We start from the raw sequence: 17,458 nt of genomic DNA, 5'->3' as shown, positions 1-17,458 counted from the left end.
CCTGTCAAGGTGCGCCCACTCTGCTCCCGCCCCGCCGCAGGTAGGCCGTGGAACTTGCACATTCGGCCATCGGCCTTGTTCACTCCGCGTTCACTTCGGCGGGGAACTTGAAAGATCTCAACGAAAGGACGGTGCCCCCATGTCCGAACATGACGGCGTCGCACACTTGGGCGACATCGAGACGGCGCTACGGCGCGAGGTCGACATCGCGCGGGAGCGGTTCCCAGACGCACCGAGCGCGGAGGTGGAGCGGCTGGTGCGGGAGACGTACGAGGAATTGCTGCGCAACGCAGAGGTGGAGACCCACGTGCTGTCACTGACGCGGCACCAGGTCGTGGAGCGTCTGACCGAGAGCGGCTACACGCTCCACGACCCTGTGCTGAGCGAGGACTGACAACCAACAACACCGACCCGCGCCGGACGTCGGCACATCGGACTGTGGTCCAAGCCGGACGTCGCTTCGCATCGGACTGTGGTTCACGCCGGACGTCGCTTCGCATCGGACTGTGGTTCACGCCGGACGTCGCTTGACGTCGGACTGTGGTCCAAGTCGGACGTCGCTTTGACGTCGGACTGTGGTTCACGCCGGACGTTGGTTCACGTCGGACTGTGGTCCAAGTCGGACGTCGCCTTGACGTCGGACTGTGGTTCACGCCGGACGTCGGTTCACGTCGGATTGCGGTTCACGTCGGATTGCGGTCCACGTCGGACGTCGATTCACGTTGGACGTCGGTCCACGCCGCACGTCGGTCCAAGTCCGACGTCAGTCCACGTCGGACGTCGGTCCACGCCGCAGGTCGATCCGATGGCGGTCCAAGTCCGACGGTTGTTCGTGACCGCCGGTTGCTCGCGACGGACGGCCGTTCGTGCACGGCGATTGCTCGTGACGGACGGCCGTTCGCGCGCCGGTTGTTCGTGAGCGACGGCAGTTCATTTGCAGTCGGTTGTTCGTGACCGATGGCTGTTCGTGTGCAACGGCCGTTCGTGCCGATGGCTGTTTATGTGCGACGGCCGCTCGTGTCGGTGGCTGTTCGTCACCAATCGTTGCTCATCGGCTACGGGCCGATGGTCAGCGACGGCGGCGGGCTGCCGGTGGCGTGATGCGCACTCGCTCGGTGGCCGGCCGCGTTTCGATGTCGCCGAGCTGCTCGCTCACCGTGGTGCGCAGCTCGGCGTAGTCGTCGAACGTGCTCTCACTGAACAGCGTGTACCCCGCCCACATGAGGTTGGCGCACACCTGCGGCGGCACCTTCCCCGTCGCCGCGCCCATCCCCACCAGCGCTACCGAGGTGATGCTGCCCGGCTCGCGCTCGTTCTGCATTTGCACCGCCTGGAACGCGGCCGCGCACGCGAGCGCCACGTTGAGCGTGTGACGCACGTTCTCGGCCTGCGCGTGCATTGTCGGCGCCGAGATGAGGTACTTCGGATTCGCCGCCCCCGACGGTACGCACACCGCGGCCCCGATCGGCAGCGTGCCGCCGAACTCGTCGCGGATCGCGTGCTGGACCCGCAGCTGGATGCCCGGCCCCAGCTGACGCAGGATCACCGCGTCGACCCCGCCGCTCATGACGCCGTGCGAGTTGGTCGGCGTGACCCACGCGTCGACGTGCTGGTTGAGGATGGAGCCCTTCACGATCTCGACTCCGGGCTCGTCGGCAAAAGCCGACATCCAGGACTGCACAACCTTGGCGTTGACGTCGCTGAGCACGACCCTGACGGTCATCGCTTGCCTTTCGTTCGGCCGATCGACCCCGGGTGCCGGGGCCGGAAGGTACACGATACGGTTCGGTGTCCACAGTGGAACTGCGCGGAGGTTACCGTGAGCGACACCGAAGACGCGCTGGGCCTCGCCGAGCTCTTCGCCGGCGGCGGCGAGCCCTGGCTGCCGCTGCTGCGGCCGGTCATCGAGGCTCAGTCGAGCGCGCCGCAGTTCATCGGACCCAAGCGCAGCCCGCAGATCGTGCCGGTGCGCGAATTGACATTCCAGGCGCTCAAACCGAACCCGCCGCACAAGTGGAAGGTCGTCGTCTTCGGGCAGAACCCGTACCCGCGGCCGGAGTCCGCCACGGGCATCGCGATGTTCGACAACACGTTCCACAACTGGGCCGACAGCCAGTTCGGCCGGGTCGTGAGCATCCGCTGCATCATCAAGGCGGCGGCGATGTGGAAGTACGACATCCCGAAAAAGACACCGATCGCCGACATTCGCGCATTGCTCAAACAGCACGACACGGTGCAGCCGCCGGAGTGGTTCTCCTCGATGCTCACGCAGGGTGTGCTGCTGCTCAACGCTTCGCTGACGGCGAGTGCCGACGGCGGGTACGGTACCGATCAGCACACCGGCTTTTGGCGCCCCGTGGTGGAGCGCATCGTCGAGGAGATCCTGCGCGCGAAGCAGGACGCGGCCGAGGAGGACCGGGGCGTCGTCTTCGCCTGGTGGGGCGCGCACGCGCGGGGCCTAAAGACCCTTGTGACCAGGCTCCAGAAGAAGTACCCCGGCGTCGAGGTCCGCCACATCGACCACCCGAACCCGGCGGCGCAGGGCGACATCTTCTGCGACAACGAGCACTTCGCGACCGTGAACGAGGCGCTGCGCTCACTCGGCGTGGACGAGATCGACTGGCTGCCCAGCGTCGGCTGGAACGCGCACCAGGACCCGGCCGCGCTGCGCATGGGCGACTTCATCGCCTCGACGATGGAGCTGCACAAGCTGTACCTGGAACGGCTCGAAAGCGTCAAGGACGAGGGCCTTGCGCTGCCCGCGATCAGTGGCGTATTCGACACTCCGCTCATGGACTTCCGCGCGGCCTTGGCGCCGACGGTCGGGGTGCTCAAGGGCCTCGACTGGCACATCGAAGCCTCGCACACGTTCGGCCAGAAGCAGGCCGAGAGTTCGAATCTGAGCGCTGACGAGGTGGCGGCGCTATATCTGTACACCTGCGAGTCCGCGTTCTATCGCCAGATCAACGCGACTCTGCGCGATCCCGACCGCGACCGGATCGTGCCGTACCTGCCCTACCTGCGCCTGCTCTTCTCGGCCGTGTCGCGCCTGCCCGCCCGCCGCGAGCCGCTGTGGCGCGGTGTGCGGATGGACCTGCGCCGGCAGTACCCGCTCGGGCAGACCGTCACCTGGTGGGGCGTGTCGTCGTGCACGTCGAGCCTCGGCGTGGCGAGGGCGTTCATGGGCGGCAGCGGCAAGCGGACACTGTTCGAGGTCGTACCGCTGCGCGCGGTGGGCATTCGCAGCTACTCGGCGTTCACGGGCGAGGAGGAGTACATCCTGACGCCCGGCACACAGCTGACTGTGACGGATGTGACCACCGAGCGCGGCGGTTTGTGCACGGTGAAGCTCACTGAGCTGGAGGAGCAGGACCAGGTCCACTGACGCCGCCGGCGGTTCGCGCAAGTTCGTGCAGTCCATTCGGGCAGACGCGCGTGCACGAATCCGGGCCGACACGATCGGTCTGCACGGGCGATGAGCAACGGCTCGCCCGGGCAGACCGATCGATCATTCGGTTCGACCGCGCACGACGGTTCGTGCACGTCGGTCAGATGGTGCACGGTTCGTGCAGGTCGGTCGGTCAGACGGTGCACGGTTCGTGCAGGTCGATCTGACGGTGCACGGTTCGTGTACGTCGGTCAGATGGTGCACGGTTCGTGCAGGTCGATCTGACGGTGCACGGTTCGTGTACGTCGGTCAGATGGTGCACGGTTCGTGCAGGTCGATCTGACGGTGCACGGTTCGTGTACGTCGGTCAGATGGTGCACGGTTCGTGCAGGTCGGTCAGATGGTGCACGGTTCGCGCGGGTCGTTCATTCGCTCAGGCGGTGAACAGCAGCGACACGTTCAGGCCGCCGAAACCGAACGAGTTGCACACCGCTGCCGTCATCGGCAACTTTCGCGGCTCGCCGGTGACGACGTCGAGCGTGACCTCGGGGGCTTTCTGTTCGAGGTTGAGCGTTGGCGGTACGACACCATTGACCACCGACAGGAGAGTCACGATGCTCTCCACCGCGCCCGCGGCCCCGACCAGGTGCCCGAGGGCCGACTTCGGCGCGGTGAGCACCACGTCGTCGCCGAGCGCGGTCTGGATCGCCACCGCCTCGCCGACGTCGCCGACGACGGTCGAGGTGGCGTGGCAGTTCACGTGGGCCACGTCGGACGGCGCGAAGCCGGCGTCGGCGACCGCGCGGCGGATCGCGCGCACCTGTCCGGCGCCGCTCGGGTCTGGGCCCGTGATGTGGTGCGCGTCCGAGGTAACCCCGACCCCGGCGACCCGCCCGTGCACGCGCGCCCCGCGGGCCGCGGCGTGCTCGGCCCGCTCCAGGATCACGATCCCCGCGCCCTCGCCCATCACGAAGCCGTCACGGTCGACATCGAACGGCCGTGACGCGCGGTGCGGTTCGTCGTTGCGCTTGGACAGCGTCCGGGCCTGCGCGAACCCGGCCAGCGTGAGCGGCGTGATCGCCGCCTCCGAGCCGCCCGCGATGACGATATCGGCCTCGCCGGCGCGGATGAGCCGCACCCCGAGCGCGATCGCCTCGGCGCCCGACGCGCAGGCCGAAACCGGCGTGTAGACGCCGGCGTGCGCATGGAACTCGATGCTCACCCACGCCGCGGGCCCGTTCGGCATGAGCATCGGTACCGTCAGCGGCGACACCTTCCCCGGCCCCTTCGCCTCCAGCACGTCATCCTGGGCCAGCAGCGTGCTCACGCCGCCGATCCCGGTGCCGATCACCACCGCCAGCCGCTCGGTGTCGACCTCCGGCGCGCCCGCGTCCCGCCAGGCCTGCTGCGCCGCGACGAGCGCCGCCTGCTCGCAGCGGTCCATGCGCCGCGCCTGCACGCGGCTCAGCAGCGTGTCGGGCGACACCGCCATCGTGGCCCCGATCCGGACCGGCAACTCGTCCAGTACCCCGGCGGGCAGCAGGTCGTCGATGCGTCGCACGCCCGAGCGCCCCTCGAGCAGCCCCTGCCACAGCGCCTCGACGCCCTCGCCGAGCGGCGACAGCGCCCCCATTCCCGTGACAACTACGTCTGCGCCCACGGTACCCTCCCCGGTCCGATTGCCTCCCGATACTTGTATCGCATACAAATATGACATGTCCATGAGCGAACCGGCCCGGGCCCGCGGCCGCCGCACCCGTGCGCGGATCCTCAGGTGCGCGGCGGACCTCTTCGCCGAGCGCGGCCTGGCCGCTGTGAGCGTGGCGACGATCGCGCGCGCGGCCGACGCGTACCCGCACCAGATCACGTACTACTTCGGCTCCAAGGACTGTCTGTTCGTGCACGCGGCCATGTCCACTTTGCTGCGCGACGCCGCGCGCCTGGAGTCGGTCGGCTACCGCCGCCGCACGCCCGAGACTTTCCGCTCCGCCCTGGCCCGAACGGCGCTCGCCCTGCCCTCGATCCCCCAGGCGGTGCAGGCGATGGCGATCGCCCGGGAGCGACCGGAACTGCATTCGACCGCCCAGTTGTACCTCACGATCTTGTTCCGCCAGGCCGAGCACTACCTGGTCGCCCTCCTGGACCGGCGCGCCTGGGCCGTGGACCGCGAACCGGCCATGGAGGTGCGTACCTTCTGGAGCGCGGTGCTGGGTGCCCGCCTGATCGCCGACTCCGGCCACGGCGGCCACTCCGCGGACGTGGACCTGGCCGGCCTGCTGACCGTCCGAGCGCGCTAGATGGCGGCCGGTTAAACGGCGGCTCGTGCGCGCGAGCGGTGGAGCTCGGGCTGCCTCTTGCGTGTTGGTCGAACTTCGGCCCCGGCGCCACCTTGCGGATGTGGACTTGGCCGGTCTGCTGGCTGTTTGGAGTGCGTTGGCGGCGGCTGGTTGACCGCTCTTGCGCGTTGGTCGAACGCCGACCCGAGCCCCATGTTGTTCGTTCGCGCATTCGTCGAACGCCGACCCGGTCCAACTTGTTCGTTCGCACATTAATCGAACGCTGACCGGCGCCAAGTTGTCCGTTCGCACATTGGTCGAACGCTCACCTGCGCCGAGTTGTCCGGTCGCACATTCGTCGAACGTTGACCCCGGGCCATGATGTTCGTTCGCGCGCTTGGCGGGCGCAGACGAGCTCGGTCCGTTGAGCGTTCGTGCGTCAGACGGACGTGGGCATCGGTCCGCCGCGCCATTTGACGGCGTCGCTCAATGCGGCGATGAGGTCCATTTCGGTGCCGTCGTGCTCCGCGTACGCACGGTGCAGGTTGAGCACGATCCGCTCCGCGTCCGCCCAGCCCCCGAATTCGCCCAGGTCGCACGCGCGGGCCGCCTCGAGCGGGGTGCGGCCGGGCTGGACGGTGGCGAGGACGAACTCGTAGTACCGCCGAAGCTGCCCGAACGCCTTGGCGATCTCGGAACCGTGCAGCACCGGCCCATGGCCCGGCACCAGGTGCTCGGGTTGCAGGGCGGCCATCCAGTCCAGCGTTCGCATCGCTCCGCCGACCGAGCCCATGAACACGAGCGGGGTGAGTCCGCTGAACACCAGGTCCCCGGCGAAGAGCACCCCCTCGTCGGGCAGCCATGCGACGAGGTCTCCGGTCGTGTGCGCGGTCTCGCCCGGGTGCAGCAGTTCGATGCGCGTGCCGCCGGCGTGCACGGTCAGCCGGTCGCGCACGGCGACATCCGGCACGCGGCGCGTGACGTCGCCCCAGTCGGGGACGGGCTCCCAGAACGGCGGGCAGCCGTCGATGATCGGGTCGGTGCGCAGTGCTTCGCGCATTCGCTCATGTCCGAACAGCACAGTCGCGCGCGGAAGGAGACTGTTGCCGTACGTGTGATCGCCGTGCTGATGCGTGTTCACCGCCATCCGCACTGCTCGTCCACCGGCGACTCCGTCGACGGCCGCGAGGAACCGCCGCGTGCGCGCCTCGGTGGCGCAGGTGTCCACGATGAACACGTCATCGCCGCCGACGATCGCGCCGGCGTTGTTCACCCACCACGTGCCGTCGGGCTGTACCCAGGCGTGCACACCGGGGACCACGGTCTCGAGCATGCGGACAGCCTATTGGAAGGATGCGTCGCGCCGGGGATGAGCGAACCGACACTGGAACGGCCAGGTGGACAGTGCGGTTGGTCGTGGCGTGCGGTTTGGGATGAGCGAACCGACACTGGAACGGCCAGGTGGACAGTGCGGTTGGTCGTGGCGTGTGGTTTGGGATGAGCGAGGCGACGTCGAGCGGCATGGAACGGCCAAGTGGACAGTGCGGTTGGTCGTGGCGTGTGGTTTGGGATGAGCGAGGCGACGTTGAGCGGCATGGAACGGCCAAGTGGACAGTGCGGTTGGTCGTGGCGTGCGGTTCGGGGTGAGCGAGGTGACCGTGGACGGTCGGGGGACTGTTCGCCGTGCGTGATGTGCGCGGTCCGGGATGAGCGCAACCTTCACGATGACGGTTGAGTGGACACTGCGCGGTTGATCGCGACGCGCGGTCGGCGGCGTGAGCGAGTCTTCATGATGGCGACTTGGTGGACTCTGCGCGGTTGAGTGCAGTGCGCGGTGGGATGTGCGCGAATCTCTACACCGGCGGCTGCGCGGACACTGCGCGGTTGAGTGCGTTGCGCGGCGTCGGATGTGCTTGAACGTTCAGGACGATGGCCAAGTGGACAGTGCCCGGTCGACGGCGTCCAGTACCAAGGACCAGCTCGCGTCCAGGTTGCGCGCGTGGTGGAAGCCGCCGTCCGTTTCCAGGTGTAGGAAGCCGTGCATCGTGCTGTACACGAAACGGACGGCGTCTATCGCGCGGGTTTCCTCCAGGTCGTAACCGCGCAGCAAAGTTGCGCAGCCGGTCACGATTCTTGCCTGGGCCGCTGCGCCGGCGGGGTCGGTCAGGGGGCGCACCGTTGCGGCGTACCGGCCGGGATGGGCCAGGACCCAGGTGCGCAGCGCGGTGCCGTACGCGATCAAGGCCCCCCGCCCCGCTCGCCCTTGCAACGCCTCGCCCAACCGGTCGGCCAGTTCGTTCGTGGCCTGTCCGGCCACCGCGTCCAACAGGTCCGGCACGCCCCGGACGTGCTCGTACAGGCTGGGCACCGCCACGCCGAGCCGGCGCGCCAAGGCGGTCATCGTCACGTGGTCGATGCCCACCTCGTCGGCCAGCTCGAGCGCGGCGGTGCACACCTGGGCGCGCGACAAGCCGGCTCGTACCATGCGGTACAGCCTAATGGCTTTAGGATTTAGCCTACAAGGAACTTCTGCGTGGTCGATCCGTTGCAGTCGTAGACCTGCAGCCGCGTGCCATTGGCGGTCGCGCCGCCCGGTGAGTCGGCGCAGCGGCCCGAGGCCGAGTTGCGCAGTGAACCGTCCGCCTGCTGCACCCAGTTCTGCGCGCTGCCGCCGTTGCAGTCGGAAAGCTGCAGCTTCGAACCGGACGACACGTCCAGGCAGCGGCCGAGTGTGCGCAGCGAACCGTTCGCGCCGCGCAACCAGTGCTGGTCCAGCGCGCCGGGCTGGCAGTCCCACAGTTGCACGGCCGCGTTGTTGCCGCCGTTGTCGTCGCCGGACACGTCCGCGCATTTGGAGGTGTTCGTTGTGACGGTACCGCCGCCGTTTACCGCGAACTTCTGCGGTGCGAGGCCGTTGCAGTCCCAGATCTGCAGCTTCGTGCCGTTGGCCGTGGCGCCGCTGGGGGAGTCGAGGCACCGGCCCGAGACCGGGTTGCGCAGCGAGCCGTCGGCCTGCTGCACCCACTTCTGGTACGGGCCGCCCGCGCAGTCGGCGAGCTCCACCTTCGTACCGTTGCCGGTCGCGTTGCCCATGAGGTGCAGGCAGCGCCCGAGCGCCGATACCGACAGGTCGGAGCCGTGAATCCAGCGCTGGTCGGCCGTCGCCTGGCAATCCCAGAGTTGTACCGCCACCCCGGCCGCGTTCGCGTCGGCCCCGTCGACGCACTTGCCGCCCGGGCCGGTCACCGTGGCCGCGGGCGCCGGGCTGTTCGCGCCCCCGCCGTACCCGGCCGCGACGATGCTCGCCTGCACCGCGTCGTCGGCGGCGTCGGTCGGGTACCCGGCCGTCATCACGCCCTCGAAGAACGAACCGATCGCCTGGTTGCTGTTGTCGCCGCCGGTACCGAGCACGATCGAACCCTCGAGGTGCATCGGCTGGTAGCCGCCCGCCGGCAGTGCGCCGTTCCACCACGTGTTCAGCGCGCCGGTGCGCGAGTCGCCGCCCTTGAGTGCAAATGTGTGCTGCCCGTCGTTCTTGAGCAGTGCGGTCACGAACGGCGTCGCGTTGCCGAGGTTGGCGGGGTTGGAGGCACTGCCGAGGTACAACCCATTCTCCAGATCGGCCTCCACCCACGGCCCGGAACCGGTGCACGGCGGGGTCTTCACGCAGCGGGTGGTCAGCGATACCGCGTCCATGTGCCCGTTGCCGGTGTCGGCGATCTCGGCCTCGGCGTTGCCGTAGTCGAAGCAGCACAGATTGTTCGTATGGACGCCGCTGGCGACCATGTACATGCCCTCGGGCTGTCCGCCCGTGGCCACCCCGTCGCCGACCCGGTGCCGGTAGCCGGTGTGGCCGTTGAAGTACACGCCGTACACGCGATGTCCACCGGCGGTGGTGGGCAGGGCGGCCGCGTTGGCGCCGACGTCCTGGCCGCCCGCGGTGCCCGGGCCCTCGACGGTGAGATCGTTGTGGCGCGGTGACTGGTCGTAGATGACGGTGATGATGCAGGCGGTGCCGGTGCAGAACGCGTCCTGCGCGTCCGCGTTGGCGAATCCGCCCGTGGCGAGCAGTCCGATGTCGAGCGTCGCTCCGTCGGAGGCGCGGCGTACCTGGTAGAGGCGGCCGTTGTACGCCGAGTACAGGGCCCGGGTCGTGCTGTGTGCCCCGACGCACGGCGTGCCGGCGGCGCCGTAGATGTCGCAGGGCTGGGCCGTGGCGGCCTGGGCGGCGCTCGGGAGTGCGACGAGGCACCCGAGCGCTAGCAGCAGGACGGCGGCGGCGCGGAGCCGTGATCGCATCAGATCTCCTCGATGACTTCATCGTGGCAAGTCGATGCGGCGAGTATTGCGACGGGGAATTCTTCCAGCCAGATCCCGGCGGAATCGAGAATCGGCGTCCGGCGAGCCAGGGGGCGGGGTGTGGTCGGGACCTGGGGAAGCGGGGGCGAGTGGTGCCGGGATTCAGCGGCCGTCGCCCGGGAGATCAGCCCACGAAGCGGTGCGGGTCGTGGCCGGGATTTGGCGCCGGGGAGCGGGCGCGGGGCGCGGCGCCGGCCGTGGTCGAGATGAGTGCTCGTCGCGCGGGAGCGTGGTGGCGGCCGTGGGTTGAGATGAGCGCTCGTCGCCCGGGAGCGCGCGGCCGTGGTCGAGATCAGCCGCCTGCGTCCAAGAGCCGGCGAAGATTCAGCGCCCGCCGTCAAAGCGCGGCTGTTGCTCAAGAGCCGGCCGAGGCGCAGCGCCCGTCGCCAGAAGGACGGCCGAGACTAAATGTCCGTCGTGCGGGAGTCGGCGGAGACTAAATGTCCGTCGTGCGGGAGCCGGCGGAGGCTCGGCGCCCGTCGCCCAGGAGGTCGGCCGAGACTCAATGGCCGTCGGGCGGGAGCCGGCCGGGGCTCAGCGGCGCTCGTCCACGAGTCGGCGCACGGTCGCTAGCTCCGCCGCTACCTCGGGCGCCGTGCCCGCCGTCGCCGAGACGCGGTCGATGAGGTCGCGTACCTTCGCGGCGTCCGGCTTCGGCGCCGCCAGCTCGGCCTGCAGGGCGATCGCGGCCCGCTCGGCCGCAGCCGGGTCGGCGACTCGTCCGCGCTCGCGCCGGATCGCCGCGACCAGGGCCGAGTCGCCCTGTTGGTTCACGATCATGAGCCCGTGGTCACCGAACTGGACGTTTGTCGCATCGACGCGCCCGATCTCGAAGTTGCTCACACTTCTCAGGCTACGGAAGTGCGCGTCGCCGTGCCCATCGAGCGTTTCGGGTACGAAATCCAGCATTTGACGGATCGCCAGGCACCTTTCGGTCAATGTCACGGAACGGCCGGGCCCCTCGCGCAGTTTGCGAAGGTCATTTACCGTGCTAAGGCACACCTGAGGGAGCAGACGATGAGGCGATCGAAGTCGGTACCGCTTGGCCGCAGCTACCTCGCCCTGGCGGCGCTGGCGGCGACGGGCGGTCTCGCGGCGTGCGGCCGTGAGAAGCAGACCTACTGCGCCGACCAGAGTGGCGTGGTCGTGCCCGACTACCGGTGCGACGACGGTTCTTCCGGTCACTACTACTACACGGGCAGTTACGGCCGCGGCCGCTCGCCCGGGTACCGGCTCAGCGGCGGCAGCCGGGTCGCGTCGACCGACTCGGTCGGGCGCTCCAACGCCGGGCTGCCCGCGACCGGGCACGTGAGCAACGGCAAGGTGAGCTCCGGCGGCTTCGGCAGCAGCAGCGGCAGCAAGAGCTCGGGCAGCTGACGTGCGCCGGATCGCCGAGGGCGTCGTCCGCCCGGACTGGCGCCAGCAGCTGGCCACGCAGGGGATCGTGTACAACGACACGCCGACGCCGGACGGCGGGACGATGTCGTACTGGAAAGAGGGCCCGTTCTACGACTTCACGTCGACCGAGATCGATACGCTCACCGCGAGCGCCGCGACACTGTTCGAAATGTGCATCGCGGCCGGCGACTTCGTCATCGATCACAACATGTTCCAGCTGCTGGGAATCCCCGAGTTCGCGTGGGAACAGGTCAAGCGCACCTGGTGGGACGACGAGACCGAGCCGGGCGGGCGCAGCAAGGGCGACTTCTCGCCGAGCCTGTACGGCCGCTTCGACGTGCGCTACGCGGGGGAGTTCGCGGGCAAGCCGCAGCTGCTGGAGTTCAACGCCGACACCCCGACGGCACTGCCCGAGGCGGCGGTCGCGCAGTGGTACTGGATGCAGCAGACCGGCCAGGGCAAGGACCAGTGGACCACCATCCACGAGATGCTTGTCGCGGCCTGGCAGCGCAACATCAGCCGGCTCCGGCAGGCCCGCACCCACCTGCTCGACCCGATGACCATCCACTTCGCGTGCGACCGGTCGGAGGAGAGCGGCGAGGACCTGTTCAACACCGAGTACATGATGGAGACGGCGCGGCAGGCGCTGGGCCCCCTCGGGTACAACACAAAATTTTTGTGGATGGACGAGATCGGGGCCGGCGACGTCCAGGCCGGCGACCGCTTCTATGACCCGGACGGGCAGCACATCGACGTTATTTTCAAGTTGTACCCGTGGGAGTGGATGACGAGCGAGCAGTTCGCCAAGCAGTGCTTCCGCGACATGAGCGACCCGCGCCGCGACAGCACGGTCTGGATCGAGCCGCCGTACAAGATGCTCTGGAGCAACAAGGGCCTGCTGCCCGTGCTCTGGCACCTCTTCGGGGACGACCCGGAGAAGAAGGACCTGCTCCTGCCCGCGTACTTCGAGTCCGAGAAACCGGACTGGATGACCTCGTACGTGCGCAAGCCCCTGCTCGGCCGCGAGGGCGCCAACGTCTCGATCATCGTCGACGGCATCACCAAGGCCAGCACCCCCGGCGAGTACGGCGGCCCGTTCGTGTGCCAGTCGTTCGCGCCGCTGCCGGCGTACACCGATCCCCGGGGTGGCGAATGGCACCCCGTGCTCGGCGTCTGGATGATCGACGGCGAACCGGCCGGGCTCGGCATCCGCGAGAGCGCCGGGCTCATCACCGACAATCTGAGCCATTTCGTTCCCCACACCATCGACCACAACGGCTTTTAGTAGGAGACGGCATGAACGGTACTGCCGCCCTGATCGCGGTGCTCCAGGTGCTCATCGTGATCCTCGGCGTCGGCGGCGGCTGGTGGCTGCTCAACGCCGTCACCTCCTTCGACGACCACCATGAGCTCTGGGAACGGGCCAACTGGGGGTACCTCGTCCAGCGCATCGGCTTCGTGGCCGTGCAGGTCATCGGCGTGTCGAGCCTGATCGGCCAGGACCTGACCAGCTGGAGCTCGCTCGCCTGGGTCGGCGGCGGGATCGTGTGGGCCACCGTGCTCGCGGTGCTCGGGTTCTGGATCACGGACTGGATGATTCTGCGCACTCGCGCAACCCCGATCGGCGCGCTCAACACCGTGCCGCTCTCCGTCGGCCTGGTTCGGCTCGGCTTCTACCTGGGCCTGGCGCTCGTCGTGCGCGCCACGTTCATCGGACACGCGCCGAACCTGCGCACTTCGCTCATCTCGACGGCCGTGTTCACGCTCGCCGGCATCGCCGGGCTCGTGATCGCGTTCTACCTGCACGGCCTCGTGGCCCACGGCAACCTGCGGCTCGCGATGGTGCAGGGCGGCGTCACCGAGGGCCTCGAGTCCGCGGCCGTGCTCACCGCCGTCGGGCTCATCCTGTACGGCTCGATCGCGGGCGACTTCACTACGTGGCCCGAGAGCCTGGCGGGCTTCGGCGCCGCGCTCGGGATCGCTTATGTGGGGTTGTACATCGCGCGGTACCTCATCGACTGGTTCGTGCTCACGGGCGAGTGCACCCTCAAGACCATTCACGCCCAGCAGCAGACGGGCGCGGCCACCCTCCTCGCGTTCCTCCTGGTGATGGTGGCCCTGCCGATCAGTGCCGTGATCAACCTGTACGTCGAGTGACCGTCCTGACCACCGAGCGCCTCGTCCTGCGCGAGATGGACGAGGCCGACCTGGACGATCTCGCGGAGCTGCTCGGCGATCCGGAGGTCATGCGGTACTACCCGAGGCCGAAGACCCGCGCGGAGACGCTCGAGTGGATCGGCGTGAACCGGCGGCGGTACCGCGAGCACGGCCACGGCCTCTGGACCCTGCGCCTGCGCGACGGCGACGCCTTCGCGGGCGACTGCGGCCTGACCATCCAGCATGTCGACGGCGTGGACGAGCTCGAGCTCGGCTACCACGTGGTGCCGGGCCTGCAACGTACGGGCCTGGCCACCGAGGGCGCGCGGGCCTGCCGAGACTGGGCCCGCGACATCCTGGGCGCCCGCCGCGTGATCGCGATCATCCACCCGGACAACATCGCGTCGCAGCGGGTGGCGCAGAACGTCGGTCTGACACTGGAGAAGCGCACGTCCGACTACGGCCCTGGGACCGAGGTCCTGATCTTCGCCATGTCACTGTGACGCGCTGTCCCGCCTCAGCTGTGGGACCGGACCGACCTTAGCCACGTCGTTCGTGACTTGACGCGATGCGATGCGATGCGATCGTCGGCCCGATCGCGGCCACGTCGTTCGATCGCCGCCGGGTCCGCGATTCTGTACGGCCTGGGCTGGGACGACTACTCTCCGTCACGTCGTCGTGGCGCGATCGACCGACCGCTTCGGCATCCCGTTCTGTGTGACCGTCGGGCTGCTCTTGGCCACGTCCTGGTGACTCACCCGACCGCGCGCCGACGCGGGGCCGGTCAATTCCACTGGGGCGTGCGACCAGGCAGACCCACATCACAATGCGTGACCTGGCCCTTTTGCGCCGCCCGGTGGCGCGGAGACAAGGGGCAGGACCGGATCTCGCACCTTACGAATATGAGCGCTACCTCACAGGGGAAAACGTTTGCCGTCACTCTTTGGGGGTACCGATGTCGACATGGATAGCGCGGTGCTCAGCAGTGACGTTCGGGAACAACAGTCAAACGTCGAGCCACAGGACGCGTCGGACGATCTGTTCTGGCTGCCGGTCGAGCCCGGCACCTCGATCGCCGGCCCGCACGCCGATCGGCGGTTCATCCTCTGATTTCAGCGGCCTCGTTCGGAAAGGTCGCTCCATAACCGCTGTTTCGCAAAGCCCGGCGTTCGATTCGCCGGGCTTTCGCTTGCCCACTGGCCGAACGCGCCCATCCGCGCAGCGCCTCATCCGCGCATCGTGTCCGTTCGCGTCATGTCCGTCCACGCGTGTCCATCCGCGTCGTGTCCGTTCGTGCATCGCGGACGTTGCGCACCGTGCAGAACGAACACCGCGCACTGCCCACAGTGCACACGGTGCGCGGTGTGCGCGGTGCGCGGTGCAGGCGGTGCGCGGTGCGCGTTGTGCGCGGTGCAGGCGGTGCGCGGTGCAGGCGGTGCGCGGTGCGCGTTGTGCGCGGTGCAGGCGGTGCGCGGTGCACGCGGTGCGCGGTGCGCGTTGTGCGCGGTGCAGGCGGTGCGCGGTGCAGGCGGTGCGCGGTGCACGCGGTGCGCGGTGCACGCGGTGCGCGGTGCGCGGTGCACGCGGTGCGCGGTGCACGCGGTGCGCGGTGCGCGGTGCACGCGGTGCGCATTGCACGCGGTGCGCGGTGCACGCGGTGCGCGGTGCAGGCGGTGCGCATTGCACGCGGTGCGCGCGTTACAGCGGTGCGCGGTGCGTGCCTTGCGCGCGGTGCGCGTTGTGCGCTTCGCGGGCCTTGGAGGGTTGTGTGCTGGGCGTGTTCGCGTCGGGCGTCCGAGCGTTGTGCGTCTGCGTGATTGCGCACGGCTGTGGTCGGGCGCTCGGGAATGTGGAACGGCGCCCGGCCTGAATCCAGGCCGGGCGCCGTCTTCTGATCAACTGGCGTGCCTGGATCAGCTCGCCGGGTAGGAGGTTACGTAGCTCGGTACGCCGACGCCGGTTTCTGTGGCTACCGGGGCGCCGGTGTCGTTGACCACGTGGTCGATCGTGCCGGCCGAGAGGTTCACCGTCAGGATGTCGTGGAGCTTGACGCCCGGGCGGTTGGGGACCTCGAAGCCGTGCGCCGCGTGGATGGTCGGGTCGACGTTCGTGAAGATGTAGGCGCCGCCGCCCCACAGTTCGTGGGTCTTCACCTTGTCGTTGACCTTGTACGCGGCCCAGCCGAGCACGCCGTCGTGCTGCCACGCGGCCTGGTTCGGCGGGTCGTAGGGCAGCTCGTTCTGGAAGAAGATCGTCTTGCCGCGTTCGCCGTTCCAGATGACGTTGTACTGCTGGTAGTGCTCGACGAACAGGCCCGTCGCGAGGACGTCGTCGCCGTTGACGATGACGCCGTTGCGGCCGGTGTTCACGTCCCAGCCTACCGATCCGGCCACGCCGTGGTCGGCGCGCCAGGCCCAGATGTCGTCGAGGATGACGTGGTCGGAGTTGACCTCCAGGCTCACGTCCGCCTTGCCGACGTGCGGGCCGCCGACGCGGAAGAACACGTCGTGCAGCACCGTCGGGTCGTTGGCGTCACCGAGGTTGAGCGCGCCGCCGAGCTTGGTGCCGACCTGCATGAGCGCGGGCGAGTTCACGGTACCGGCGTCGATCATGATGCCCGAGACCGAGATGCCCTTGCTGTCGGCGATCCACAGGGGTACCGCACCGTTGACCGCGGTCAGCGTCGCGATGCCCATGCCCAGCACGATGGTGTCGGGCCGCCAGACGAGGATCGAGCTGTTGATGTTGTACACCCCGGGCGTGAAGAGCAGGTGCTTGCCCAGGGCGAGCTGGATGTTGATCGCCAGCACCGAGTCGGACGGCTTGGCCAGGTAGAAGTCGGAGAGCGGGACCGAGCGGCCCGGGGTGGGGCCGTTGGCCCAGCTCGCGCCCGAGGAGTTCTTGCGCAGCGCGGGCTCGAAGACGTTCCACTTGCCCTTGGCGTCGATGTACAGGTACGGCCGCTCCTTGCTGGACGGCGTGCTGTCCAGGGTGGTGTACGGCGGGTTCGGGAACTGCTGCGCGGGCGCGCCCACGGCACCGGAGAACACCTGGTTCCACACGGCGTTCGACCAGCCTCCGAGGTTGGAGTCCCGGACGAGGAACTGCTGCTGCGATCCGTTCGTGGCCGTGCCGAGCTGCGAGTCGGCGATGAAGCCACCGCTGGCGTACTGCGGGCCGGCCGTGCAGTAGTCCATGAACGTCGTGTTGCCGTTGATCTTCACCCGCCGCAGCGGCGCGGCCTGCGACACGGCCCAGAACTCACCGGACGCGCGGCAGTCGGCGGCGCCGGCCACGTTGATGGTGAGGTTGGACAGCGAGCGCCAGAAGTTGACCAGCGCGATGCAGTTGTCGGCCGCGAGGCAGCGGTTGTACACGTCGACGTGGCCGTTGATGACCGTGTCGGTGGGGTTCAGGCCGAGGCCGGCCACCTCGGTGTAGTACCCGACCTGGAAGACCAGCGGGTGGTCGGGCGTGCCGTACGTTCCCGGCTTGAACAGCAGCGTGTAGCGCTGCGTGCCCATCTCGTTGTCGACCTGCTGCGCGTGGACGGCGTCCACGGTCGCCTGGATCTGCTCCACCGTCATCGACGGGTCGAAGATCTTCACGTTCGGGCCGAAGTCGGGCTGCCCGGACGGGCGGCCGGCGGGCGCGGCCGCGGCGACGCCGGGGGTGGATACGGCGGCGACAGCGGTCAGCAGTACAGCGGCCCCGAGGGCGAACCACCGGCCACGGCGTCCGCGAGGGGCTGACCCGGCAGACCTGGCGGACGCCATGCCGGAGGGGACCAATGGCATGAAACGTGACCTACTTTCCTCTGGTGGCTCATCAACCCACGACCCCAGACGACGGTGGGGCGAGGCATCGCGGGCGGGGGTGA

Annotated in this window: 15 protein-coding genes; 8 read left to right on the top strand and 7 right to left on the bottom strand. The window is 68.8% G+C overall.

Annotated elements, in window-relative coordinates; genetic code table 11:
* Positions 1-139 precede the first annotated feature (139 nt).
* Positions 140-394 (top strand): three-helix bundle dimerization domain-containing protein, encoded by a 255-nt coding sequence (locus tag ACPPVO_RS52825; RefSeq protein WP_426506943.1) that lies wholly within the window; start codon positions 140-142, stop codon positions 392-394.
* 675 nt (positions 395-1,069) lie between these two features.
* On the opposite strand, the gene ACPPVO_RS52820 is transcribed toward ACPPVO_RS52825, so the two are convergent.
* A complete protein-coding gene (locus tag ACPPVO_RS52820; protein WP_426506941.1) occupies positions 1,070-1,723 on the bottom strand; it encodes a macro domain-containing protein in 654 nt (217 codons plus the stop codon).
* Between the two features lie 96 nt (positions 1,724-1,819).
* On the opposite strand from ACPPVO_RS52820, the gene ACPPVO_RS52815 reads away from it, so the two are divergent.
* Positions 1,820-3,385: an ADP-ribosyltransferase domain-containing protein gene (locus tag ACPPVO_RS52815; protein ID WP_426506939.1), complete on the top strand. Its 1,566-nt coding sequence runs from the start codon at positions 1,820-1,822 to the stop codon at positions 3,383-3,385.
* Between the two features lie 436 nt (positions 3,386-3,821).
* On the opposite strand, the gene ACPPVO_RS52810 is transcribed toward ACPPVO_RS52815, so the two are convergent.
* Positions 3,822-5,021, bottom strand: a complete 1,200-nt coding sequence (locus ACPPVO_RS52810; protein ID WP_426514861.1) for a beta-ketoacyl-[acyl-carrier-protein] synthase family protein — start codon at positions 5,019-5,021, stop codon at positions 3,822-3,824.
* Positions 5,022-5,109: 88 nt separating this feature from the next.
* Between ACPPVO_RS52810 and ACPPVO_RS52805 the strand changes: the two genes are divergently transcribed.
* Positions 5,110-5,685 carry a TetR/AcrR family transcriptional regulator C-terminal domain-containing protein gene (locus ACPPVO_RS52805; protein WP_426506938.1) on the top strand — a complete coding sequence of 192 codons (576 nt, stop codon included), beginning with the start codon at positions 5,110-5,112 and terminating at the stop codon, positions 5,683-5,685.
* Between the two features lie 418 nt (positions 5,686-6,103).
* On the opposite strand, the gene ACPPVO_RS52800 is transcribed toward ACPPVO_RS52805, so the two are convergent.
* From ACPPVO_RS52800 to ACPPVO_RS52785, 4 genes are all read right to left on the bottom strand, one after another.
* The gene (locus ACPPVO_RS52800; RefSeq protein WP_426506937.1) at positions 6,104-6,997 is read right to left on the bottom strand and encodes an MBL fold metallo-hydrolase; all 894 of its coding nucleotides are present in this window, start codon (positions 6,995-6,997) and stop codon (positions 6,104-6,106) included.
* Positions 6,998-7,585: 588 nt separating this feature from the next.
* The gene (locus ACPPVO_RS52795) at positions 7,586-8,149 is read right to left on the bottom strand and encodes a TetR/AcrR family transcriptional regulator (protein ID WP_426506936.1); all 564 of its coding nucleotides are present in this window, start codon (positions 8,147-8,149) and stop codon (positions 7,586-7,588) included.
* Between the two features lie 26 nt (positions 8,150-8,175).
* Positions 8,176-9,963, bottom strand: a complete 1,788-nt coding sequence (locus tag ACPPVO_RS52790) for an arabinofuranosidase catalytic domain-containing protein (protein ID WP_426506934.1) — start codon at positions 9,961-9,963, stop codon at positions 8,176-8,178.
* Between the two features lie 594 nt (positions 9,964-10,557).
* Complete coding sequence (locus tag ACPPVO_RS52785; RefSeq protein ID WP_426506932.1) at positions 10,558-10,866, bottom strand: hypothetical protein; 309 nt, start codon at positions 10,864-10,866, stop codon at positions 10,558-10,560.
* A 174-nt stretch (positions 10,867-11,040) separates the two neighbouring features.
* Between ACPPVO_RS52785 and ACPPVO_RS52780 the strand changes: the two genes are divergently transcribed.
* The 5 genes from ACPPVO_RS52780 to ACPPVO_RS52760 all read left to right on the top strand — a co-directional run bounded on the left by ACPPVO_RS52780 (position 11,041) and on the right by ACPPVO_RS52760 (position 14,688).
* Positions 11,041-11,400, top strand: a complete 360-nt coding sequence (locus tag ACPPVO_RS52780) for a hypothetical protein (protein ID WP_426506930.1) — start codon at positions 11,041-11,043, stop codon at positions 11,398-11,400.
* A gap of 1 nt (position 11,401) precedes the next feature.
* Positions 11,402-12,706, top strand: coding sequence for a glutathionylspermidine synthase family protein (locus tag ACPPVO_RS52775; RefSeq protein ID WP_426506929.1), 1,305 nt, complete (start codon positions 11,402-11,404; stop codon positions 12,704-12,706).
* Between the two features lie 11 nt (positions 12,707-12,717).
* Positions 12,718-13,578: a hypothetical protein gene (locus tag ACPPVO_RS52770; protein WP_426506927.1), complete on the top strand. Its 861-nt coding sequence runs from the start codon at positions 12,718-12,720 to the stop codon at positions 13,576-13,578.
* Positions 13,575-14,081 carry a GNAT family N-acetyltransferase gene (locus ACPPVO_RS52765; protein WP_426506925.1) on the top strand — a complete coding sequence of 169 codons (507 nt, stop codon included), beginning with the start codon at positions 13,575-13,577 and terminating at the stop codon, positions 14,079-14,081. Before ACPPVO_RS52770 ends, ACPPVO_RS52765 begins: the two co-directional genes overlap by 4 nt.
* 460 nt (positions 14,082-14,541) lie before the next feature.
* Complete coding sequence (locus ACPPVO_RS52760) at positions 14,542-14,688, top strand: hypothetical protein (RefSeq protein WP_426506924.1); 147 nt, start codon at positions 14,542-14,544, stop codon at positions 14,686-14,688.
* Positions 14,689-15,491: 803 nt separating this feature from the next.
* Here the strand turns inward: ACPPVO_RS52760 and ACPPVO_RS52755 are convergent.
* A complete protein-coding gene (locus tag ACPPVO_RS52755) occupies positions 15,492-17,375 on the bottom strand; it encodes an adenylyl cyclase (RefSeq protein ID WP_426506922.1) in 1,884 nt (627 codons plus the stop codon).
* Positions 17,376-17,458: the final 83 nt, after the last annotated feature.

Origin of the sequence: Dactylosporangium sp. McL0621 (assembly GCF_049995355.1) — a bacterium.
Taxonomy (GTDB): Bacteria; Actinomycetota; Actinomycetes; order Mycobacteriales; family Micromonosporaceae; genus Dactylosporangium.
The sequence above is the reverse complement of the archived record's forward strand: the minus strand, read 5'-3'. Positions and strand labels throughout refer to the sequence as shown.

Bases quoted from the DNA above. Each gene is read 5' to 3' on its own strand.
- ACPPVO_RS52760 (WP_426506924.1), top strand. From the start codon at position 14,542: ATGGATAGCGCGGTGCTCAGCAGTGACGTTCGGGAACAACAGTCAAAC.
- ACPPVO_RS52825 (WP_426506943.1), top strand. From the start codon at position 140: ATGTCCGAACATGACGGCGTCGCACACTTGGGCGACATCGAGACGGCG.
- ACPPVO_RS52755 (WP_426506922.1), bottom strand. From the start codon at position 17,375: ATGCCATTGGTCCCCTCCGGCATGGCGTCCGCCAGGTCTGCCGGGTCA.
- ACPPVO_RS52800 (WP_426506937.1), bottom strand. From the start codon at position 6,997: ATGCTCGAGACCGTGGTCCCCGGTGTGCACGCCTGGGTACAGCCCGAC.
- ACPPVO_RS52790 (WP_426506934.1), bottom strand. From the start codon at position 9,963: ATGCGATCACGGCTCCGCGCCGCCGCCGTCCTGCTGCTAGCGCTCGGG.
- ACPPVO_RS52820 (WP_426506941.1), bottom strand. From the start codon at position 1,723: ATGACCGTCAGGGTCGTGCTCAGCGACGTCAACGCCAAGGTTGTGCAG.
- ACPPVO_RS52810 (WP_426514861.1), bottom strand. From the start codon at position 5,021: ATGGGGGCGCTGTCGCCGCTCGGCGAGGGCGTCGAGGCGCTGTGGCAG.
- ACPPVO_RS52795 (WP_426506936.1), bottom strand. From the start codon at position 8,149: ATGGTACGAGCCGGCTTGTCGCGCGCCCAGGTGTGCACCGCCGCGCTC.
- ACPPVO_RS52770 (WP_426506927.1), top strand. From the start codon at position 12,718: ATGAACGGTACTGCCGCCCTGATCGCGGTGCTCCAGGTGCTCATCGTG.
- ACPPVO_RS52780 (WP_426506930.1), top strand. From the start codon at position 11,041: ATGAGGCGATCGAAGTCGGTACCGCTTGGCCGCAGCTACCTCGCCCTG.
- ACPPVO_RS52805 (WP_426506938.1), top strand. From the start codon at position 5,110: ATGAGCGAACCGGCCCGGGCCCGCGGCCGCCGCACCCGTGCGCGGATC.